The organism is Frigoribacterium sp. CFBP 8759 (genome assembly GCF_014841655.1).
Lineage (GTDB): Bacteria > Actinomycetota > Actinomycetes > Actinomycetales > Microbacteriaceae > Frigoribacterium.
The window spans coordinates 273103-290269 of the sequence record NZ_JACYUH010000003.1; the positions used below are offsets into that span (position 1 = coordinate 273103).

Sequence of the window (17167 nt, forward strand, 5' to 3'; positions counted from 1 at the left end):
GGATGGGATCACCGTCATCCTGGAGCCCGTCCCGATGCGCCGGCCCTGCGCCTCCGATGAAGCGCCCATGAAGGAGGCGCGGTGCGAAGGGGGCTCGCACCGCGCCTCCTTGCGTCGGCCGCACCTGCGGCCCGCCCGGGCACGAGAGAGGGGCACGGCCGCGGAAGAGTCCGTAGCCGTGCCCCAGATGCCGATGTTGTCGCATGAGCTTCACGGGCAGGGATGCAAGCAACACCGGCCAATGAAGACGCAAGAAAACGCCTTCGACCCGTGTGACAGTACGCGTCCGTCGGCGATCGTGTTCCCAGCTCGACGCGGGTCAGGCCGAGTTCTTGCCGCCGGCCGAACGGGACATGCCGCCCGCCTCGCCTCGAGGGGCCTCGTGTCGGCGTTCCGCCTCGGCCTGGGCACGGACCCCGGCCCCGGGGTCGGTGGCGTCGAGGCGGGCGGCGATCGCCCGGTCACGTCGTCCGCGCCGGACGACGCCGACGGCGGCCACGACGCCGACGGCGACGATCAGGCCGACGACGACGACGGTGCTGACCTCCACGACGCTCACGGCGTCGGCACCCCGGACGAGACGACGACGATCACGGCGATGATGGAGCCGAGAACGGTCAGCCCGAGGTAGAGCCAGAGCGGAGCGGCGCTGCCACCGACCCGGCGGCGCACGACGACGCTGCGGCCGATCAGGTAGACGAGCGGGCCGAGCAGGGCCCACGCCCAGGAGAAGGGTCGCTCCAGTCCGCGGGAGCGCAGCGTACGGTGGTCGAGCCAGGCGAGCAACACGATGCCGATCCAGAGCACGAACGAGGCGATCTGCACGACGCCCAGGTCACCGGCGTCGACGCCCGTCCGGCCCGGGACGGCCAGTTCGAGGGCGCGCCGCATGGTCACCACCACGAGGCCCATCGCGATGATCGGCGAGAGGGCGATCGCGGTGACGAACGGCGTCGCCGTGAGGGCGATCCGTGGTTCGACCGAGGTCGCCCCCGCGCCGGTGTCGCCCTGGCCGAGGCCTCGGTGGTCGGTCACGATGTCCCTCTCGTTCCCGGAGGGGAGTGCCCCGTCCGTCGTCCGTCCGGACGTCTGCGTGCCGGACCTGCTCTCGACCCTACGACACCGACCGGTACGACCGACTCCCGCTGTGGACGGAGTGGGGGCCACCGGGGGATAACCCCCGCGCGGGTCCGTGGGTGCACGTGATGTTCCGGTACCGGGCCCCGCGGCGAGGATCGTAGACATGAACGACACGACCTCCGCGACCATCGCGACCCGCGCCTCCTCGTCCTCCACCACCCGCCGCCGCGGCGCCCTCGCGGCCGGTCTCGGCGTCGCCGCGCTCGCCGTCGTCACGCTCACGGGGTGCTCGGGGGCCGTCGACGCCGCGAAGAGCGCGCTCGGTGCGGAGCAGGTGCAGCAGCGCCACTTCGACACCGCCGCCGACGCCCCGAGCACGGCCGACTCGACCGACGTCGCCTGGTTCCTGCCGTCCTGGGTGCCGAGCGACGCCCGCGACGTCGACGTGCGCCTCGACACGCAGGAGCCCGGCTACGAACTCTCGTTCACCTCCGAGACCGGCCCCGACCTCGCCGCCTGCGTCCCCGTCGACGGCGACCTCGGCGGCCCGGCCCTCGACCCCGCGACGCTGCCCGAGCCCCTGCCGACCTCGGGTCTCGTCAGCTGTGGCGACGGGCGCGTCGTCGCCGAGGTCGACGGGCGTTGGGCCAGCTGGACCACCGTCGACGCGGTGCCCGGCGACGACGCGGTGCCCGGCGGCGACGGCAACGCCACGCTGCGCCACTGACCTCACCACCGACCACGACCCGCACAGGAAGATCACGATGACCCCCACTCCCCAGCCCGTCCCGTCTCCCCGTACCGACGACCCGACCCGAGGAGGCGCGGTCCCCGTCGCCCGCGTCCGGAACGTCACGAAGTCCTTCGGCCAGGGCGACGGCCGCGTCGACGCGCTGCGCGACGTCTCGCTCGACCTGCCGGCCGGCCGGTTCACGGCCGTCATGGGCCCGAGCGGCTCGGGCAAGTCGACCCTGATGCACATCACCGCCGGTCTCGACTCGGCCACCTCGGGCCGGGTGCTGCTCGGCAACACCGACATCACCGGCCTGGACGACACCGAGCTGACGCTGCTGCGCCGTCGCCGCATCGGCTTCGTCTTCCAGGCGTTCAACCTCGTGCCCACCCTCGACGTGTCGGCCAACATCGAGTTGCCGTTCCGTCTCGACGGACGTCGGGCCACGGCCGACGAGCGCGCCTGGATCGACTGGCTCGTCGCCACGCTCGGCCTCGGGGCCCGGCTGACCCACCGGCCCCACCAGCTGTCGGGCGGGCAGCAGCAGCGCGTCGCGATCGCCCGTGCCCTGGCGACCCGGCCCGACCTGATCTTCGCCGACGAACCCACCGGCAACCTCGACTCGAAGGCCGGCCGCGACGTGCTCGACGTGCTGCGCACCGCGTCGACGGACCACGGCCAGAGCATCGCGATGGTCACCCACGACCCGGTCGCGGCCAGCTACGCCGACCGCGTGGTGTTCCTCGCCGACGGCCGCATCGTGCACGAGATCGACCGCAGTAGCGCGGCCGAGATCTCGGGCGTCATGCTCGACCTGGAGCGTGTCGCGTGAGCGCCCGCGACCAGCTGCTCGAGCACCGTCCGAGCATCCTCGTGGCCGCTCTCGGCACGACCTTCGGCGTCGGCCTGCTCGGCGTCACCCACGTGCTCGAGCAGATCGTCGCCTCCGACGCCGCGGTCGCCGCGAGCGGCACGGTCTCGACGATGCTCGGCTTCGTCGCCGCGGTCTTCGTCGGCCTCGCGCTCTACGTCGGGGCGATCGTCACGGCCAACACCTTCGCCACCGTGGTCGCCGGCCGGACGCCGACGATCGCCCTGATGCGCCTGCTCGGCTCGTCCGCGCGGGACCAGCGTCGGGCCGTCGCCCGCGAGGGTCTCGTGGTCGGGGTCGCCGGGGCCGTGCTCGGGACGCTCGTGGGGCTCGCCCTCGTCGTCGTCGCCGTGCGGGTGCTCGTCGGTCGCGGACAGTTGCCCGACCTCGCGTACTCGTACTTCTCGGTGAGCGGTCTCGTCCCGGCCGTCGCCGTCGTGCTGACCACGGTCGCCGCGGCCTGGGTCGGCTCGCGTCGCGTGCTGCAGGTGACGCCGCTGCAGGCGACCGACGCCGCGCAGGACGCCCCCGTCGCGGGCCGGAGCCGTCGCCTCGTGCGGACGGTCGTCGCCGCGCTCCTCGTCGCCGGCGGTGGTCTGCTCCTCGTCGCCGGGGTCGTGGTCGGGCTGGTCGACGCGATGGGCGTGCTGATCGCGTTCTTCGGTGGCGTGCTGTCGTTCACCGGGGTCGTCGTCGGCGCCCACGCGCTGATGCCCGCCGTGCTGAGCGCCGTCGGTCGGACCTTCGGCACGAGCCAGGTGGCCCGCCTCGCCGCCGAGAACGCGGTGCGTCAGCCCGAGCGCAGCACGCGCGCCACGATCGGCATCGTGATCGGCGTGACCCTGGTCACGACCCTGTCGGTCGCGCTCGAGACGCTGCGCAGCTTCATCTACTCGATCGAACAGGACCCGTCGTACGCCGCCGAGCTCGACCAGGTGTTCACCACGACGCTGCTGATCGTCGCCGCCCTCGTCGGCTTCTCGGCCGTCATCGCCGCCGTCGGCATGGTCAACGACATGTCGCTGAGCGTCCTGCAACGGAGGCGCGAGCTGGGTCTGCTGCGCGCGATCGGCTCGACCGCGGGTCAGGTGCGCCGCATGATCCTGCTCGAGGCGACGCAGATGGCGCTGACGGCCATCGTCGTCGGGGTCGTGCTCGGCGTCGTCTACGGCTGGGCCGGAGCCCAGGCGCTGCTCGGTTCGGCGAACCAGGGCCTGCTGATCGCGCCGACGCTGCCCGTCCCGTTGCTGCTCGGCCTGGCCGTGACGGCCGCCGTGCTGGCCGGGGTCGCCGCCCTCGTCCCGGCCCGCCGTGCCACGTCGGTCACCCCGGTCGAGGCGCTCGCCGCGCGTTGACCGGTGCGGCGGCGCCCGGTGCGCCGCTCGCCGGCGGCCCGATGAACCCCGTTCACGACGATGAACCCCGAAAGATCGGGGTTCATCGTCGCAAACGGGGTTCATCGGCTGACCAGGGGCATCCGCCGGTCCACCGCCGACGAGCGGCCCCGGTCAGGCGTCGGTGGCGGGAGGCGCCGGACGGGGATGCCGGATCGTCGCCACCGTGCCGATGACGCAGACCACCGCCAGGGCGGTCAGCCCGACCAGGACCAGGGCGCCGACGACGGACGTGCCTCCGTCCTGCACCACCCGGACCAGGGCCTGGACCGCGCCGACGAGCCAGAAGACCGCTCCGATGCCCCAGCCGACGGAGGACCCTCGAAACGTCGGCCGCTGCAGTCGGAGCCGACCTCTCGGCTGTTCCGTGTCCTCGTCCATGCTCGCTCCCTCGACGTCATCGGCACTTTCACCGTACGTCGAGTGCCGAGAGGGATCAAGGAGGTGCGGCGACGGTCGAGTGTGCCGTCACGGTCTGGTGCGACGGCCAGGTCCGGCCGAGGGCGGACCGCTCCCGCGCCTCCTCACTCGTTCTCGTCCCGCGCCTTCGAGAAGAGCTCCTTCGTGCGGAGCAGCCGCAGGGAGGTGACGAGGACGAGCCCGCCGAGGATGTTGAAGAGCAGCGTGTAGCCGAACCACCCCGCCCACTGGGCGTAGCTGACGTCGCTGCCCGCCTGGATGGCCCCGAAGATGAGGAGCGAGTCGAGGATCGAGTGGAACAGCTGCAAGCCGGCCAGGAGGAACGCCCCGGCGACGGCAGCCGCGATCTTCGCAGGGTCGGAGGTGGTTCCGTGCTGCATGCGGGTCATCAGCGTGATCGTGCTGCCACCCAGGACGGCCAGGATCACGGTCTGCAGGGAGAACGGAGCGTCCACGAAGTGGTGGGCCGACTCGTCGAGGGTCGTGTGCCATTCGGGGAAGGCCTGGACGACGAGCCACATGAAGATCCATCCGCCGGCCAGGTTGGCGACCAACGTGGCACCCCAGAGCTTGAGGAGTTGCAGGAACGTGCCCTCCTTCGCCGCGAGTGCGGCGATCGGCAGGAGGAAGTTCTCGGTGAAGAGCTCCGAGTGCGCCAGGAGCAGGGCGAGGAACCCGATGCTGAACGCCAGGCCCGCCAGGAGGTGGCTGCCCGTCTCGGTCAGGACGGCGAGCATCGCCATGATCCCCAGGCCGACCTCGAGTCCTCCGAAGAAGCCCGTGATGAGCGTGGTGCGGAGCGTGCGGTGCAGGCGTTCGGCGCCTTCTTCCACCGTCGCGTCGAACGATTCGTCGAGTTCGTCCTCGAGGGGTTCGTCCGACTCGCCCAGTTCTCGCCGACGTCGTTCGCTCATCGCTCGTTCCTTTCGCGGGAACGAGTCTCGTCCTCGGGATGAACAGTAGAGACGAAGCGGACTCCGTGTGACGCCGCTCCTGGATCACCCGGGGTCAGGAGGCGCGGGCGGCCAGGCTCTCGAGGAGATCCCTCGTGCCCGGCGTCGTGCTCGGGGACGTCGACGCTGCCGCAACGCCCACCGCGCCCGCTGGTATCAAAGCGTTCGCCTTAAGTCCAGATCTGTCGTGCATCCCGGGCGCAGGCGCAGGCTGGGCATGTCTTGAGGGTGGTTCAGGTCCTCAAGGCGTGCGCTGGCACCGGTCGGGTCCGGTGCGAGCTGCCGGCGACAGGGTCCCGTTCGGGTCGGGACCCTGTCGCCCTTCCTCGTCGGCGGTCTAGTGTCAGGTCTCGAGGAGAGCCGAGCGGACGCATCACCGATGTGGTCTCGTCACCACGTGTGGCGTCGCGAAGACGGCCGGCGCAGTGCGCAGTGAGATCCGCACACCACCACAGCCCAGACCCTGCTGTCAGCACCGTCGGGCGTTCTCCGTCTCGGAGCAGCCATGGGATACATCGTCTACGACGGCGACGTCCTCGAGTTCAAGGTCGAGGACCGTCTCCTCGCCCACCTCCAGATCGTCATCGTGAACAAGTTCCGCCAGAACGAGTCGTTCATGTTCTCGTGGAAGGAACCGATCGAGACCGGCGACGGCCGGTCGACCGTCTGGCTCTCGCCCCAGATCAGCCTCCGGTTCAAGTTCGCCGGCAGCCGCACGGTCGAGATCAACCCCACCTGGCTCGCAGCGCTCTACGCCAGTGCGTCGTCGGGCCGGGGCCTCTACCCCGAAGCAGAGCCCGATCACGACCCGGCGACCCACCTGCCCGGCGTGACCGGCACGCACGTCGACTGGGCCACCGACCGTCCCGAGCCGTCGAGGACGAGGGCGGCGAGACCGCCGAGTCGCGCCTAGCCCGCGGGGCGCCACGTCTGGCCTAGCCCGCGGGGCTCCACGTCTGGAGGGTGCGCAGGGACCGGCGCGACGCCGGTCACCAGGCGGTCGGGTCTCCGAGGTCCACGGGGGCAGGCTACGCCTCGATCGGAGCGCTGGCGACCGCCTACCGCGCACGCTATGGTCCGGGCATGACACAACGTGCCGGCCTGGTCTCCCGCCTCGTCCTGGGTGGCGGTCTGGCGGCGTCCGTCGTGGGCGTCGTCGTGTTCGTCGTCGCGTCGGCGCGACCCGTGTCCTTCGGGTGGTTCGCGTACGCCCCCTTGTCGGACACGACCTTCACCGCTGACGGCGTGCACGTGTTCTCGACCGCGAGTCTCGTGGGCGCGGTCGTCCTCGTCGTCGGCCTGCTCGTCCTGGCGGCATGGCTCGGCTACCGACGAGGTGCGCGCCGCCGGGGCTGACGCGGCGTCGTGAGGGTCGCTCGTCGGGCGGAACGCTGCTAGCTTCCCGGCATGACCTGGCCCGCCGTCCACATCTCACGTGCGTTCGACCACGACGTCGCCGCCGTCTCGAGCGTCGCCGGCGACCCGGAGAACCTGCCCGCGTGGGCGGCCGGTCTGAGCGCCGGCATCCGTCACGACGAGGGGCGGTGGTTCACGGACTCACCCATGGGGGTCGTCGAGGTCGCGTTCACCGGGCCGGTGGAGCTCGGCATCCTCGACCACGACGTGACCCTGCCGGACGGGACGGTCGTGAGCAACCCCTTCCGCGTCGTGGCCAACGACCAGGGGAGCGAAGCCGTCTTCACCCTCTTCCGCCGGGACGGGATGTCGGAAGCGGACGTCGAGTCCGATGTCCGTCTCGTGCGTGGTGACCTCGACCGGCTGGCGACGCTGCTCGACGAGCGTCTCCCGCGCTCCCGGTAGCGGACCGGTCGACGGGCGCTCGGCTCAGGGGCGTCCCGCGACGAGCAGGAGCCCGCGTCAGGCGTGCCAGCCCCGGCGCTGTGCGCGGACGGCCAGCACGACGCCTACCACGGGGAACACGAGGTAGGCGACCAGGACGACGAGGTGGGTGCCGCCGAGACCCGCCGAGGCCATCACCGTCGAGGCCGCGAGGGCGAGGAGGACCACACCCACTGTGGCGAGCCACGAGGCCGCCTTCTCCCGTCGGCTCCAGGCTCTTGCCTGGCTGACGAAGAGGAGGCCGGCGATCGCACCGACGACCGGCACCAGGAACGAGCCGACGATCAGGACGACGACCGCGACGATCGAGAACGTCCGACCGGGAGGAGGCGCGTCCGGGCTGGTGAGAGGAGCCTCGCCGACGGTCTCGGCGCGCGCCCCGGCGGCGATGAAGGCCGGGTCGCCGAGTTGCCGGATGCGCGCGGCTGCGGCCTCGGCGTCGAGACCCTCAAGCTCCTCCCGGATGCCGGTGACGATGTCCCGGTGCAGGTCTGCCGGGAGTTGGTCGAGCTCGGTGTCGAGCTGCGCGAGGTAGGCGGTGGTGATCTCGGGTGTGGTGTCAGTCACGGGTGTCTTCTCCGATGAGTCGGTGTACCGAGGCGGTGAACGGAGCCCACTGGAGGCGGAAGGCGCCGAGCTGGTCGCGCCCGAGGGGTGTGAGCCGGTAGTACTTGCGGACGGGCCCCGTCGCGGACGGCTGGTCGAAGGCGGTGGCCAGGCCTTGGGCCCGGAGGCGACCGAGGATGGGGTAGAGCGTCCCGATGCTCGCGACGAGACCCGCCTCGACGAGCTGCTCGGAGAGCTGCCAGCCGTACATGGGCTCACGGTCGAGCAGTCCGAGGATGCAGTACTCGACGACCCCCTTGCGCAGTTGCGCCCCCGCGTCCGCTGTCATGCGTCACAAGCTACCTTGCGGTGCAAGACATGTCAAGGGCTCGCGGGACCGCTCAGGGCGTGGGCGTCTCGGCCACCGCCAGGTGGAGGGCCAGTTCCATGCAGCGCAGGCGGGCGGGGGAGAAGTCGTAGGGCATGCTCCGGATGACGTCCGCCGCGCTCCTGGCGCGGGAGCTCGCCGCCGTCTCGGGCGCCGGGGCCGCCTCGGCACCCTCGGTGGGGTGTCGATCGTCCCAGGCGTCGAAGATCGCGTCGTCCTCGTCCCGCTGGCCCGACTCCTCGACCAGGCCCAGCAGCCTGATGTCGAAGGCGTGCCGTTCGGCCGCCACCCGTGCCACCCGGGGGTCGTCGACGGCGACCGAGTCGTCGAGCGCCTCCTCGGCGGCGTCGACGCGGTCGGACTCGGCACGCAGCTCGGGGTGCAGGGCCAGCACGAGGAATCGGCTCGCCTGGAGGACGGCACCCAACGGGCCGAAGATGCGCTCGGTGACCAGCAGCGAGTCGAGGTCGTCCTGCCGCAGCGAGCCCTCGGGCGCGGCCTCGAGCCGGGTGGAGACGATCTCGTCGAGAAGCCCCAGGCGGCTGCCGAGCATCCGCATGCGCCGGACCGACTCCCTCTTCCGGCGTAGCTCGTCCTCCTGCGCGGCGAGGGTGTCCTCCAGTCGGGCGAGGACGCCGGCGACCTCGTCCGTGGTCTCGGTCACGCCGGTGTCCGCGCCCGGCGCGGCCCCGGTGAAGGCGTCACGGATGTCGTCGAGGGCGATCCCGGCGTCGGCCATCCGGCGGATCCACAGCAGCCGGATGATCTCCGCGTAGCCGTACCGCCGTCGGCCGTCGGTGCCCCGCTCGCGCTCGGGGAGCAGGCCCATCTGGTGGTAGTGGCGGATCGCCCGGGGAGTCAAGCCGACGAACGCCGCGGCGTCGCCGATCAGGACCTGACGGGGCGGAACCGGGATGGCATGCATGGCGGGCCTTTCGACGCGGGACGACACGGGACGTGCTTCGAGCAGACCACATGACGCTGCGGCACCTGCAACCCGGGCGGTCCCGGAACGCCCGCCGACGGAGGCGCGGGGTCAGTCCCCGGCGCGATGGTCGTCGCGACGGAGGCCGACGATGCCGACGACGATCGCCGCGATGCCCACGGGGATGCCCAGGTAGGCCAACGTCCCCGCGCGACCGCCGTCCGGCACCGAGCCGAACGCGCCGGACAGGGCGAGCGCCGAGAACAGGCAGGCGACGACTCCGAACCCGATGAGCGCCCATCCTTCGGTCGATCCGCCGCGCCTCATGAACATGCCCGTCTCCGTTCCGTCGCGGTGGACTCCTCGGCACGAGTCTGCCCGTCGACGTCCCCCCGGGGCCGACGCGTCACCCGGGGAACTCGTCGGCGAGCATCGCGAAGACGAGGGTGTCGGTCCATTCGCCCTTGCTCCAGAAGTCCTGCCGGTGGTGCGCCTCCTGCCGCAGGCCGACCCGGGCCGCGAGTCGGGCGGAGGCCGTGTTGCGGCCGTCCATCTGCGCGGTCACGCGATGGACGTCGTCCCGGGCGAACGCGAGCCGCAGCGCGGCCGCGACCGCCTCACCCGCGAAGCCCTGGCCTCCGTGGTCGGGATCGAGCGTCCATCCGACCTCGAGCGTGCGGGGTTCGGACTCGGTGCGCCACAGCGCCACCGTGCCGATGAGCCGGCCCTCCCGTTCGACGACGAGGGCGAGTGCTCCGACGGGCTCGGCGAGGTCCGTCCGACCCAGGCGCCGATCGAGCTGTGCCCGTCCGGACTCGATCGTCCAGGGCTCCTCCAGGAGGTACCGCGAGACGTCCGGTCGTGAGTGGATCGCGAGGAGTCGCTCCAGATCGTCCTCGCGATGCAGGCGGAGGGTCAGCCGGGGGGTCGACGCCAGGGTGTCCGTGTCCATGACGTCGATCCTCGTGCATCGCCCGGCCTCGGGGAGGATTCCTGCCGACCGTCCCCGGGCAACGTCGGACCGTCCCGGGCACGGCTGCTGCGAGCCCGGGGCGATCCGCCGTCTACATTGGGCCAGGCCCCCACGGAAGGAACCACCATGAGCATGGAAGGCGCGGCCTGGAGCTCGCTCTACAAGATCTCGTCCGCACGGGACGGCGGGCACGGCATCTCGCGCGCGTCCGTCCGGCGGATCATGACGTTCGCGGTGCCCTACCGGTCGAAGCTCGTCGTCTTCATCGCCCTGTCCGTGGTGGGTGCCGTCCTCGCGGTCGCGACGCCCGTGCTGGCCGGCCGGGTGGTCGACGTCATCGTCGCGCGGGGCGAACTCGCGTCCATCGTGCGGCTCGCCGTCCTCATCGCCGTCGTGGCGCTGGCCGACGCCGGCGTCTCGCTCGTGACGCGCTGGTTCTCGGCCCGGATCGGCGAGGGCGTGATCCTCGACCTCCGCACCGCCGTCTTCGACCACGTGCAGAAGATGCCGATCGCGTTCTTCACCCGCACCCGGACGGGCGCCCTCGTGAGCCGCCTCAACAACGACGTGATCGGCGCCCAACAGGCCTTCAGCGGCACCCTGTCGGGCGTCGTCACGAACGTCGTGGCCCTGGTCCTCACGCTGATCGTGATGCTCAGCACGTCCTGGCTCGTGACGGTCCTCGCCGTGGTCATGCTGCCGATCTTCCTGGTCCCCGCGCGGCGCATGGGCAGCCGTCTGGCCGCGCTGCGCCGCGAGGCCGCCGACCACAACTCCGCGATGAGCACGCAGATGACCGAGCGCTTCTCCGCGCCCGGGGCCACCCTCGTCAAGCTGTTCGGCCGTCCCGACGAGGAGGCGGAGGAGTTCCGCGTCCGTGCCGCCCGGGTCCGCGACATCGGGGTCCGCACCGCGCTGCTGCAGTTCGTCTTCGTCACCGCGCTGACGCTCGTATCCGCCCTCGCCCTCGCGCTCGTGTACGGACTGGGCGGCGCCCTCGCGCTCGCCGGCCAGCTCGACACCGGGGAGGTCGTCACCCTGGCCCTCCTCCTCACGCGCCTGTACGTGCCGCTGACCGGCCTCGCGAACGCGCGGGTCGAGATCATGAGCGCGGTGGTGAGCTTCGAGCGCGTCTTCGAGGTCTTGGACCTCGAACCGCTGATCCAGGAGAAGCCCACCGCCGCCTCCGTCCCCGAGGGCCCGGTGAGCGTGGAGTTCGACGACGTCCGCTTCGCGTACCCGTCCGCCGACAAGGTGTCCCTCGCCTCCCTCGAGGAGGTCTCCACCCTCGACACCCGCGGTGGCGAGGAGGTGCTGCACGGCGTGTCCTTCCGGATCGAGCCCGGGCAGACCGTCGCGCTCGTGGGCACGTCGGGTGCCGGGAAGTCCACGATCGCGCAGCTGATGTCGCGTCTGTACGACGTCGACGGCGGCGCCGTGCGCCTCGCGGGGACGGACGTCCGCGACGTGACCTTCGCCTCGATGCGCCACACGCTGGGCATGGTGACCCAGGACGGCCACCTGTTCCACGAGACGATCCTCAGCAACCTGCGCCTCGCGAGGCCGGAAGCGACCGACGACGAGGTGTGGGACGCCGTCCGCCGCGCGCGGCTCGAGCCCCTCGTCCGGTCGCTGCCGGACCAGCTCGACACGATGGTGGGGGAGCGCGGCTACCGGCTCTCGGGAGGCGAGCGTCAGCGGATGACCATCGCGCGCCTCCTGCTGGCGCAGCCCCGCGTCGTCATCCTCGACGAGGCGACCGCGGCTCTCGACTCGACGTCCGAGGCCGCCGTGCAGGCGGCCCTCAGCGAGGCGCTCGAAGGGCGGACCGCGCTGGTCATCGCGCACCGCCTGTCCACCATCCGCAGCGCGGACCAGATCCTGGTGGTCGAGGACGGCTCGATCGTGGAGCGCGGCACCCACGAGGAGTTGCTGGCCGCGGCCGGCCGCTACGAAGAACTGCACCGCACGCAGTTCGCCGTGCAGAAGGACGTCGCCGCGGACGAGCAGGCGCCGAGCGCGCCGTAGCCCTACTCCGCGGGCGGCCCGTCGACGGGCGCGGTCCGCCGCCGCAGCACGAGGGCGCTGCCCGCCGCGAGCAGCCCGGCGGCGAGCGCGCCGACCCCGGCGACCTGACCGCCCGTGAAGGCGAGGGCTCCGTCGGCGGAGGGCCGGGCCGTGGCCGAGGGTCGCGGCGTCGAGTCCGTCCCGGCCGCGGCCCCGTCCGTGGGTGCGGGGGAGGGTGCCGTGCCGGGGTCGGTCGGCAGCGCGGTCGGGTCGTCCGTCGGCGGAGCCGGGTCGACCTCGGCGCCGGGCACCGACCAGGTCCCCGCGGCGAAGGTCACGGGCAGCGTCGCCGCGACGACGACCGTCGACGGGATGCCGGACTCGACGACGAGGCACTCCAGCGAGAGCGTCGCTCCGCCCTCCTCGACGCCGGCGGCGACCACCTCCTCGAACGAGATGGCCATCGGCACCTCGACCGGCTGCCCCGCGGTCACCGCGACGCTCGGGGACGTGACGACGGTCGCGCCTCCCGACGTCACCGAGAGCCGGGCGGCGTCGTCCGCGTCGACCGGGCAGCCCGCGGCGAGCAGCGCCGAGGCGAACGAGGGATCGGCGCGTGCGTCGCCGGACACGATCGCGGTGCCGGCGGCGTCGCGCAGCACGAGCGGCGCGGGGTCGGCGGGTGCGGGTGCCGGGGCGGCGACGGCGGCACCGGGGCCGGCCAGGCCGGCGACCGCGCCGGCGGCGAGGGCCGCCGCGACGAGCAGGCCCCGTCCGGAGGCGCGCGAGGGGAGACGACGGACGGCGGGGGCGGAGGGGAGCATCGGGACCTTCGGTGGGTGCGTGGACTGCGCGGCGGGGAGCGCGCGGCGACGCCAGGACTGTCGCGCACCCGGGGGAACGGATCGTGAACGCCCGGTGTCGTCCGCGTCCCCGACCGTTGGCCTGCGGTTCAGGCCCGCTGCCTACGGTCGGGACGCCCGCCCGACGAAAGTGAAGCCATGTCCCTCGACCCCCGCCCCGAGCAGTCCGCGCCGACCGGATCGGGCCTCTCGCGCCGGACCTTCCTCGGGGCCTCCGTCGCCGCGACGGTCGCCGTGGGGACGACGGCCCAGGGGCTGCGGGGAGCGGACCCCGCGCAGGCGGCGCCGCTGCCGTCGGCGCCCGCCGTCGTCGATCCGGCCGCCGTCTCGTGGCTGGTCTTCGACCACCACGTGCACTCGGTCTACTCGCACGACGCGAAGTACCCCATGACGACGATCCTCGATCAGGCGCAGAGGTTCGGGGTCGACGCCATCGCCTTCACCGAGCACAGCAACAAGGGCCACGCCAACGTCGGCGGGGTGTTCAACGCCGCCCGCGAGATCGAGACCGCGCGGGCTGCCCGGCCCGACCTGCTCGTGCTGCAGGGGCTCGAGTGGTACATCCCCGGCGCCGAGCACGCCACCGTGCTCGTCGCACCCGGTCCCGCCACGACCCGTGTGCTGCGCCGCTTCGAGCTCGACCACGACGGCAAGCTGAACGGCTGGGAGAAGCCGCGCCCCGGCACCGACGACGCCGCCGAGTGGCTCGTGCACGCCACCGACGCGATCGCCTGGCTCGGCGCCCAGAAGAGCGCGGGCGTCGTCGACGACGTGATCGTCCTGGCGAACCACCCGAGCCGCCTCGGCATCGACTCGCCCGGCGAGCTGCGGGCCTGGCAGGACGCCGACCCCGAGGTGTTCGTCGGCATGGAGGGCGCCCCCGGTGCCCAGGCGGGTGCCGTCGCCGCGAACGCGTCGGCGCGCTCGCGGCGGGGCGAGTACGAGAACGCCCCCAGCGAGTTCTCGTTCGCCGGCTACCCCGCCGAGGCCTACCTGACCCACGGCGGCTTCGACTGGACGACGGCCGTCGTCGGCGGCGTGTGGGACTCGCTGCTCAGCGAGGGCCGGCGCTGGTGGATCACCTCGAACAGCGACCTCCACCTCAAGGAGTCCGACGCCACGCGCGTCGGCGACTTCCCGACCGGGCCCGGCTGGGAGGCCGGCGCGTCGCTCGCCAACTTCGACCGTGCCGGCCGCCGCCCGGACCCGGTCGCGACGGCCACGCCCCAGAACGGTGCCGACTTCTGGCCGGGCGAGTTCAGCCGGAACCACGTCGGCGCCGTCGACCGGTCGTCCGCCGCGCTGCTCGACGCGATCCGCGCCGGTCGGCTCTGGGTCGACCACGGGCACCTGGTCGCCGGGCTCTCCGTCGTGCTCCGGGCCACCGGCGGGCAGGAGGCGCAGGCCACCCTGGGCGGGACCCTCACCGTCCCGCGCGGCACCGCCCTCGAGCTCGTGGTCGACGTCGTGCCCACGACGACGCCCACCTCACGGGGCACGATCCCGCGGCTCGCCCACCTGGACGTGATCCGTGGCCGCGTCACCGGACCCGCGGCCGACCGCGACGAGCAGCGCGCGCCCGGCACCCGGGTCGTCGAGCTGCTCGACGTCGCCGACCGGTCCGCCGCTCCGTTCCGCGTCGTCGTGCCGCTCGAGCCCGCCACCGAGGACGGCTACGTGCGCCTGCGCGGCAGCGACGGCCGGGTGCACGGCGTCGGCCCGCTCGGAGCCGACGTCGACCCGCGGGCACCCCAGCCGTTCCCGATGAGCCCGGCCGACCCGTGGGCCGACATCTGGCTGTACGCGAACCCGATCTTCGTCAGCGTGCGCTGAGCCGACCGCGGCCCACTCCTGAGGGAACGTCGTCGCGACCGTCCCGCGTCACGCCGCGGGCTGGCACCGCGGGCACCACCAGGCCCGCCGCGTGCGGCCGTCCGGCGTGGGAGGGTCGTCGCGCGCCTCGACGCGGGTGCCGCAGCGCAGGCACGGGCGTCCGGCCCGGCCGACTACCCAGTGCGTCTCGCCCCGGCGCGTCCGGCCCGTCGTGACCTGGTAGGCGCCGGGCGTCGAGACCGAGAAGCGCAGGGCGCGGGCGGCCACATCGACGAGCTTCACCAGGTCGACCTCGCCGATCGGGGCGGCCGGGTGCAGGCCACGCAGGTACCCCACCTCGTTGACCCAGAGGTTGCCGAGGCCGGCCATCGGACGTTGGTCGAGCAGCGCGGCACGGACCGTGACGTCGGGGAGTGCGGCCAGGCGACGTCGCGCCTCCTCGGGGTCCCAGTCGGGGCGCAGCGGGTCGGGGCCCAGGTGGCCGACCAGCGCGTGCTCGTCCCGGGTCGGCACCAGGTCGACGACGGGCAGGTCGACGCCCCAGAGGGTGTGGCCGTCGTCGAGCCGGGCACGCACCCGCACCTGCCGCTGCAGCCGGGACGGCAGGACGCGGCCGGGGCGCGTGACCGTCCACGACCCCTGCATGCGCAGGTGCGTGTGCAGGGTGGTGGCGTCGTCGAAGCGGGTCAGCAGGTGCTTGCCGTGGGTGTCGACCTCGACGACGCGCCGACCGGCGAGCGACTCGCCCGCCCGGCCGCCCGACCGCAGCTCGCCGTCCACGACGACCCGCCCGACGAGCGAGGGACGGAGGCGCGCGGCCAGCAGGTGGACGCTGTCACCCTCCGGCATGCCGCGATGCTACCCGGCGTGCCCCGCGCCGGTCACGCGGGAGTCGCACCGCCGACGGGTCGTCGAACCACCGTGTCCCGTGGTTCGACGACCCGACGGTGGTGCGACCCCGACACGGGGACACGCTGGCATCACCACGATCGGTCGTCTGCCTTAGCCTCGGCCCATGAGCTCACCCACCTCGTCCGGGCCGTCGACAGGAACGTCGTGTCCCGTCGCGGTGCTCCTCCCGGGTACCGGGTACGGGGTCAAGGCGCCGCTGCTCTATTGGCCTGCGTTGATGCTGCGGCAGCTCGGTTGGCGAGTCGAAACCGTCGAGTGGGATGCCCGAGATCTGACGGCCGACGACTCGCGGCCCGTCGTCGAGGAGCGGCTGCAGGATGCCGCGGAGGCCGTCGGCGGTCGCGTCGACCTCGTCCTCGCGAAGTCGTTCGGCACCCTCGCGTTGCCGTGGGCCGTCGAGCACGGCGTCGCAGGGGTGTGGTTGACGCCGGTCCTCACCGAGCCCGTGGTCCTCGATTCGTTGACCCGCGCCTCCTCGTCACACCTCGCCGTGGGCGGAGGGGCCGACTCGATGTGGCAGCCGGCGCGGGGGCTCGAGACGCATGCGGGCCTCGTCACGGTCGACGGCGCCGACCACGGCCTGCTCGTCGACGATTGGGCGACTTCGTTCGATGCGCATCGCGCCGTCCTCACGGCCATCGAGACCCACATCAAGGGGCTGGGCTGACGGTCTCACCCTGAGCGACACGGGCGATGATCGCGCCGTGGGGCCTCGGCCCGGACGGTGGTCCCGTGCGGGTGTGGGTCTCGAGCACGTCGAACCCGGAGGCGCGCAGCTCGTCCGCGAGGAGGTCGGGCGCCCAGCGCCACGCGGTCGTGATCGCGTGGTCGAAAGGTTCGACGGTCGACCCGGTGAAGAACCCGACGAGCAACTCACCGCCCGGCCGGAGCACCCGGGCGAACTCGCGGAGGGGGCGCCGGATGCTGCCCGGGTCGTGGTGGACCAGCGAGTACCAGGCGAGGACTCCTGCGAACTCGCCCGGCTCGTACGGCAGGGCGTCGACGTCGCCCAGGCCGAACGAGACGTCCGGGTGGGTGCGGCGCGCGTGCTCGACGAAGGCCGGGACCCGGTCGAGACCACGCACGTGGACGCCCCGCGCGGCGAGGTGCCCCGACCAGTGCCCCGGCCCGCAGCCCGCGTCGAGCACGGGGCCCTCGACCGTCGTCGCCCAGGACGTGACCAGGTGTTCGTCGGCGGGGTGCACCGACGACATCGAGCCGAGGTGGTCGACGTACTCGCGGGCGCGCGCGGCGTAGCGCTCCCCGACGTCGGATGTCATGCCCCGCAGCCTAGGAGTCGTGGCTCGGGGCTCGCGGCTCGGGGCCGGGGCCGGGGCCGGGGTCGGGGTCGGAGTCGGAGTCGCACCACCGTCGCGTCGTCGCACCACGCAACACGGTGGTGCGACGAC

General features: G+C 72.9%; 21 protein-coding genes. 9 read left to right on the forward strand and 12 right to left on the reverse strand.

Features of this window, described 5'->3' with window-relative positions; translation table 11 throughout:
- Window positions 1–319: 319 nt before the first annotated feature.
- A complete protein-coding gene (locus IFT79_RS11410; RefSeq protein WP_056047051.1) occupies window positions 320–559 on the reverse strand; it encodes a hypothetical protein in 240 nt (79 codons plus the stop codon).
- Window positions 556–1035, reverse strand: a complete 480-nt coding sequence (locus tag IFT79_RS11415) for a hypothetical protein (RefSeq protein ID WP_056047049.1) — start codon at window positions 1033–1035, stop codon at window positions 556–558. Before IFT79_RS11415 ends, IFT79_RS11410 begins: the two co-directional genes overlap by 4 nt.
- 208 nt (window positions 1036–1243) lie before the next feature.
- Here IFT79_RS11415 and IFT79_RS11420 point away from each other — a divergent pair, with 208 nt between their 5' ends.
- Genes IFT79_RS11420 through IFT79_RS11430 form a run of 3 tightly spaced genes read left to right on the forward strand, consistent with a single transcriptional unit; the run spans window position 1244 to window position 4039 of the window.
- Window positions 1244–1807 carry a hypothetical protein gene (locus IFT79_RS11420; RefSeq protein WP_192124272.1) on the forward strand — a complete coding sequence of 188 codons (564 nt, stop codon included), beginning with the start codon at window positions 1244–1246 and terminating at the stop codon, window positions 1805–1807.
- Between the two features lie 37 nt (window positions 1808–1844).
- Entirely contained in the window at window positions 1845–2645 is an 801-nt protein-coding gene (locus tag IFT79_RS11425; RefSeq protein WP_192124274.1) for an ABC transporter ATP-binding protein, read from the forward strand.
- Window positions 2642–4039, forward strand: a complete 1398-nt coding sequence (locus tag IFT79_RS11430; RefSeq protein ID WP_192124277.1) for an FtsX-like permease family protein — start codon at window positions 2642–2644, stop codon at window positions 4037–4039. The genes IFT79_RS11425 and IFT79_RS11430 overlap by 4 nt, the downstream gene beginning before the upstream one ends.
- 153 nt (window positions 4040–4192) lie before the next feature.
- On the opposite strand, the gene IFT79_RS11435 is transcribed toward IFT79_RS11430, so the two are convergent.
- Complete coding sequence (locus tag IFT79_RS11435; protein WP_192124279.1) at window positions 4193–4459, reverse strand: hypothetical protein; 267 nt, start codon at window positions 4457–4459, stop codon at window positions 4193–4195.
- Window positions 4460–4602: 143 nt separating this feature from the next.
- Complete coding sequence (locus tag IFT79_RS11440) at window positions 4603–5412, reverse strand: formate/nitrite transporter family protein (RefSeq protein ID WP_123570715.1); 810 nt, start codon at window positions 5410–5412, stop codon at window positions 4603–4605.
- A gap of 544 nt (window positions 5413–5956) precedes the next feature.
- Between IFT79_RS11440 and IFT79_RS11445 the strand changes: the two genes are divergently transcribed.
- The 3 genes from IFT79_RS11445 (at window position 5957) to IFT79_RS11455 (ending at window position 7272) form a co-directional block, all read left to right on the forward strand.
- Window positions 5957–6364, forward strand: coding sequence for a DUF7882 family protein (locus IFT79_RS11445; protein ID WP_192124281.1), 408 nt, complete (start codon window positions 5957–5959; stop codon window positions 6362–6364).
- A gap of 170 nt (window positions 6365–6534) precedes the next feature.
- Window positions 6535–6807, forward strand: a complete 273-nt coding sequence (locus IFT79_RS11450; RefSeq protein ID WP_056047034.1) for a hypothetical protein — start codon at window positions 6535–6537, stop codon at window positions 6805–6807.
- A 51-nt stretch (window positions 6808–6858) separates the two neighbouring features.
- A complete protein-coding gene (locus tag IFT79_RS11455) occupies window positions 6859–7272 on the forward strand; it encodes an SRPBCC family protein (protein ID WP_192124283.1) in 414 nt (137 codons plus the stop codon).
- Between the two features lie 57 nt (window positions 7273–7329).
- Here IFT79_RS11455 and IFT79_RS11460 read toward each other — a convergent pair whose 3' ends face one another.
- The 5 genes from IFT79_RS11460 to IFT79_RS11480 form a co-directional block, all read right to left on the reverse strand.
- The gene (locus IFT79_RS11460) at window positions 7330–7878 is read right to left on the reverse strand and encodes an HAAS signaling domain-containing protein (RefSeq protein ID WP_192124285.1); all 549 of its coding nucleotides are present in this window, start codon (window positions 7876–7878) and stop codon (window positions 7330–7332) included.
- Window positions 7871–8206, reverse strand: coding sequence for a PadR family transcriptional regulator (locus IFT79_RS11465; protein ID WP_192124287.1), 336 nt, complete (start codon window positions 8204–8206; stop codon window positions 7871–7873). The genes IFT79_RS11460 and IFT79_RS11465 overlap by 8 nt, the downstream gene beginning before the upstream one ends.
- 52 nt (window positions 8207–8258) lie before the next feature.
- On the reverse strand, window positions 8259–9170 hold the full coding sequence (locus IFT79_RS11470; protein ID WP_192124289.1) for a MerR family transcriptional regulator: 912 nt from the start codon (window positions 9168–9170) through the stop codon (window positions 8259–8261).
- 111 nt (window positions 9171–9281) lie between these two features.
- Complete coding sequence (locus IFT79_RS11475; RefSeq protein WP_056047020.1) at window positions 9282–9503, reverse strand: hypothetical protein; 222 nt, start codon at window positions 9501–9503, stop codon at window positions 9282–9284.
- A 73-nt stretch (window positions 9504–9576) separates the two neighbouring features.
- On the reverse strand, window positions 9577–10122 hold the full coding sequence (locus IFT79_RS11480; RefSeq protein WP_159825318.1) for a GNAT family N-acetyltransferase: 546 nt from the start codon (window positions 10120–10122) through the stop codon (window positions 9577–9579).
- 147 nt (window positions 10123–10269) lie between these two features.
- Here IFT79_RS11480 and IFT79_RS11485 point away from each other — a divergent pair, with 147 nt between their 5' ends.
- Window positions 10270–12171, forward strand: coding sequence for an ABC transporter ATP-binding protein (locus IFT79_RS11485; protein ID WP_159825316.1), 1902 nt, complete (start codon window positions 10270–10272; stop codon window positions 12169–12171).
- A 2-nt stretch (window positions 12172–12173) separates the two neighbouring features.
- Here the strand turns inward: IFT79_RS11485 and IFT79_RS11490 are convergent, their stop codons facing one another.
- Window positions 12174–12974 carry a hypothetical protein gene (locus IFT79_RS11490; protein ID WP_192124291.1) on the reverse strand — a complete coding sequence of 267 codons (801 nt, stop codon included), beginning with the start codon at window positions 12972–12974 and terminating at the stop codon, window positions 12174–12176.
- Between the two features lie 177 nt (window positions 12975–13151).
- Between IFT79_RS11490 and IFT79_RS11495 the strand changes: the two genes are divergently transcribed.
- Window positions 13152–14846 carry a PHP domain-containing protein gene (locus IFT79_RS11495; protein WP_192124293.1) on the forward strand — a complete coding sequence of 565 codons (1695 nt, stop codon included), beginning with the start codon at window positions 13152–13154 and terminating at the stop codon, window positions 14844–14846.
- Window positions 14847–14894: 48 nt separating this feature from the next.
- Here IFT79_RS11495 and IFT79_RS11500 read toward each other — a convergent pair whose 3' ends face one another.
- Window positions 14895–15695 carry an Fpg/Nei family DNA glycosylase gene (locus tag IFT79_RS11500; protein WP_192124294.1) on the reverse strand — a complete coding sequence of 267 codons (801 nt, stop codon included), beginning with the start codon at window positions 15693–15695 and terminating at the stop codon, window positions 14895–14897.
- Between the two features lie 166 nt (window positions 15696–15861).
- On the opposite strand from IFT79_RS11500, the gene IFT79_RS11505 reads away from it, so the two are divergent.
- Window positions 15862–16425 (forward strand): hypothetical protein, encoded by a 564-nt coding sequence (locus IFT79_RS11505; protein ID WP_192124296.1) that lies wholly within the window; start codon window positions 15862–15864, stop codon window positions 16423–16425.
- On the opposite strand, the gene IFT79_RS11510 is transcribed toward IFT79_RS11505, so the two are convergent.
- Window positions 16409–17038, reverse strand: coding sequence for a class I SAM-dependent methyltransferase (locus IFT79_RS11510; protein ID WP_159825306.1), 630 nt, complete (start codon window positions 17036–17038; stop codon window positions 16409–16411). The genes IFT79_RS11505 and IFT79_RS11510 overlap by 17 nt on opposite strands.
- Window positions 17039–17167: the final 129 nt, after the last annotated feature.

Coding starts and splice junctions, on each gene's coding strand:
- IFT79_RS11435 (WP_192124279.1), bottom strand. CDS start 4,459: ATGGACGAGGACACGGAACAGCCGAGAGGTCGGCTCCGACTGCAGCGG.
- IFT79_RS11425 (WP_192124274.1), top strand. CDS start 1,845: ATGACCCCCACTCCCCAGCCCGTCCCGTCTCCCCGTACCGACGACCCG.
- IFT79_RS11465 (WP_192124287.1), bottom strand. CDS start 8,206: ATGACAGCGGACGCGGGGGCGCAACTGCGCAAGGGGGTCGTCGAGTAC.
- IFT79_RS11480 (WP_159825318.1), bottom strand. CDS start 10,122: ATGGACACGGACACCCTGGCGTCGACCCCCCGGCTGACCCTCCGCCTG.
- IFT79_RS11495 (WP_192124293.1), top strand. CDS start 13,152: ATGTCCCTCGACCCCCGCCCCGAGCAGTCCGCGCCGACCGGATCGGGC.
- IFT79_RS11505 (WP_192124296.1), top strand. CDS start 15,862: ATGAGCTCACCCACCTCGTCCGGGCCGTCGACAGGAACGTCGTGTCCC.
- IFT79_RS11485 (WP_159825316.1), top strand. CDS start 10,270: ATGAGCATGGAAGGCGCGGCCTGGAGCTCGCTCTACAAGATCTCGTCC.
- IFT79_RS11445 (WP_192124281.1), top strand. CDS start 5,957: ATGGGATACATCGTCTACGACGGCGACGTCCTCGAGTTCAAGGTCGAG.
- IFT79_RS11455 (WP_192124283.1), top strand. CDS start 6,859: ATGACCTGGCCCGCCGTCCACATCTCACGTGCGTTCGACCACGACGTC.
- IFT79_RS11440 (WP_123570715.1), bottom strand. CDS start 5,412: ATGAGCGAACGACGTCGGCGAGAACTGGGCGAGTCGGACGAACCCCTC.
- IFT79_RS11420 (WP_192124272.1), top strand. CDS start 1,244: ATGAACGACACGACCTCCGCGACCATCGCGACCCGCGCCTCCTCGTCC.
- IFT79_RS11510 (WP_159825306.1), bottom strand. CDS start 17,038: ATGACATCCGACGTCGGGGAGCGCTACGCCGCGCGCGCCCGCGAGTAC.
- IFT79_RS11490 (WP_192124291.1), bottom strand. CDS start 12,974: ATGCTCCCCTCCGCCCCCGCCGTCCGTCGTCTCCCCTCGCGCGCCTCC.
- IFT79_RS11450 (WP_056047034.1), top strand. CDS start 6,535: ATGACACAACGTGCCGGCCTGGTCTCCCGCCTCGTCCTGGGTGGCGGT.
- IFT79_RS11470 (WP_192124289.1), bottom strand. CDS start 9,170: ATGCATGCCATCCCGGTTCCGCCCCGTCAGGTCCTGATCGGCGACGCC.
- IFT79_RS11475 (WP_056047020.1), bottom strand. CDS start 9,503: ATGTTCATGAGGCGCGGCGGATCGACCGAAGGATGGGCGCTCATCGGG.
- IFT79_RS11500 (WP_192124294.1), bottom strand. CDS start 15,695: ATGCCGGAGGGTGACAGCGTCCACCTGCTGGCCGCGCGCCTCCGTCCC.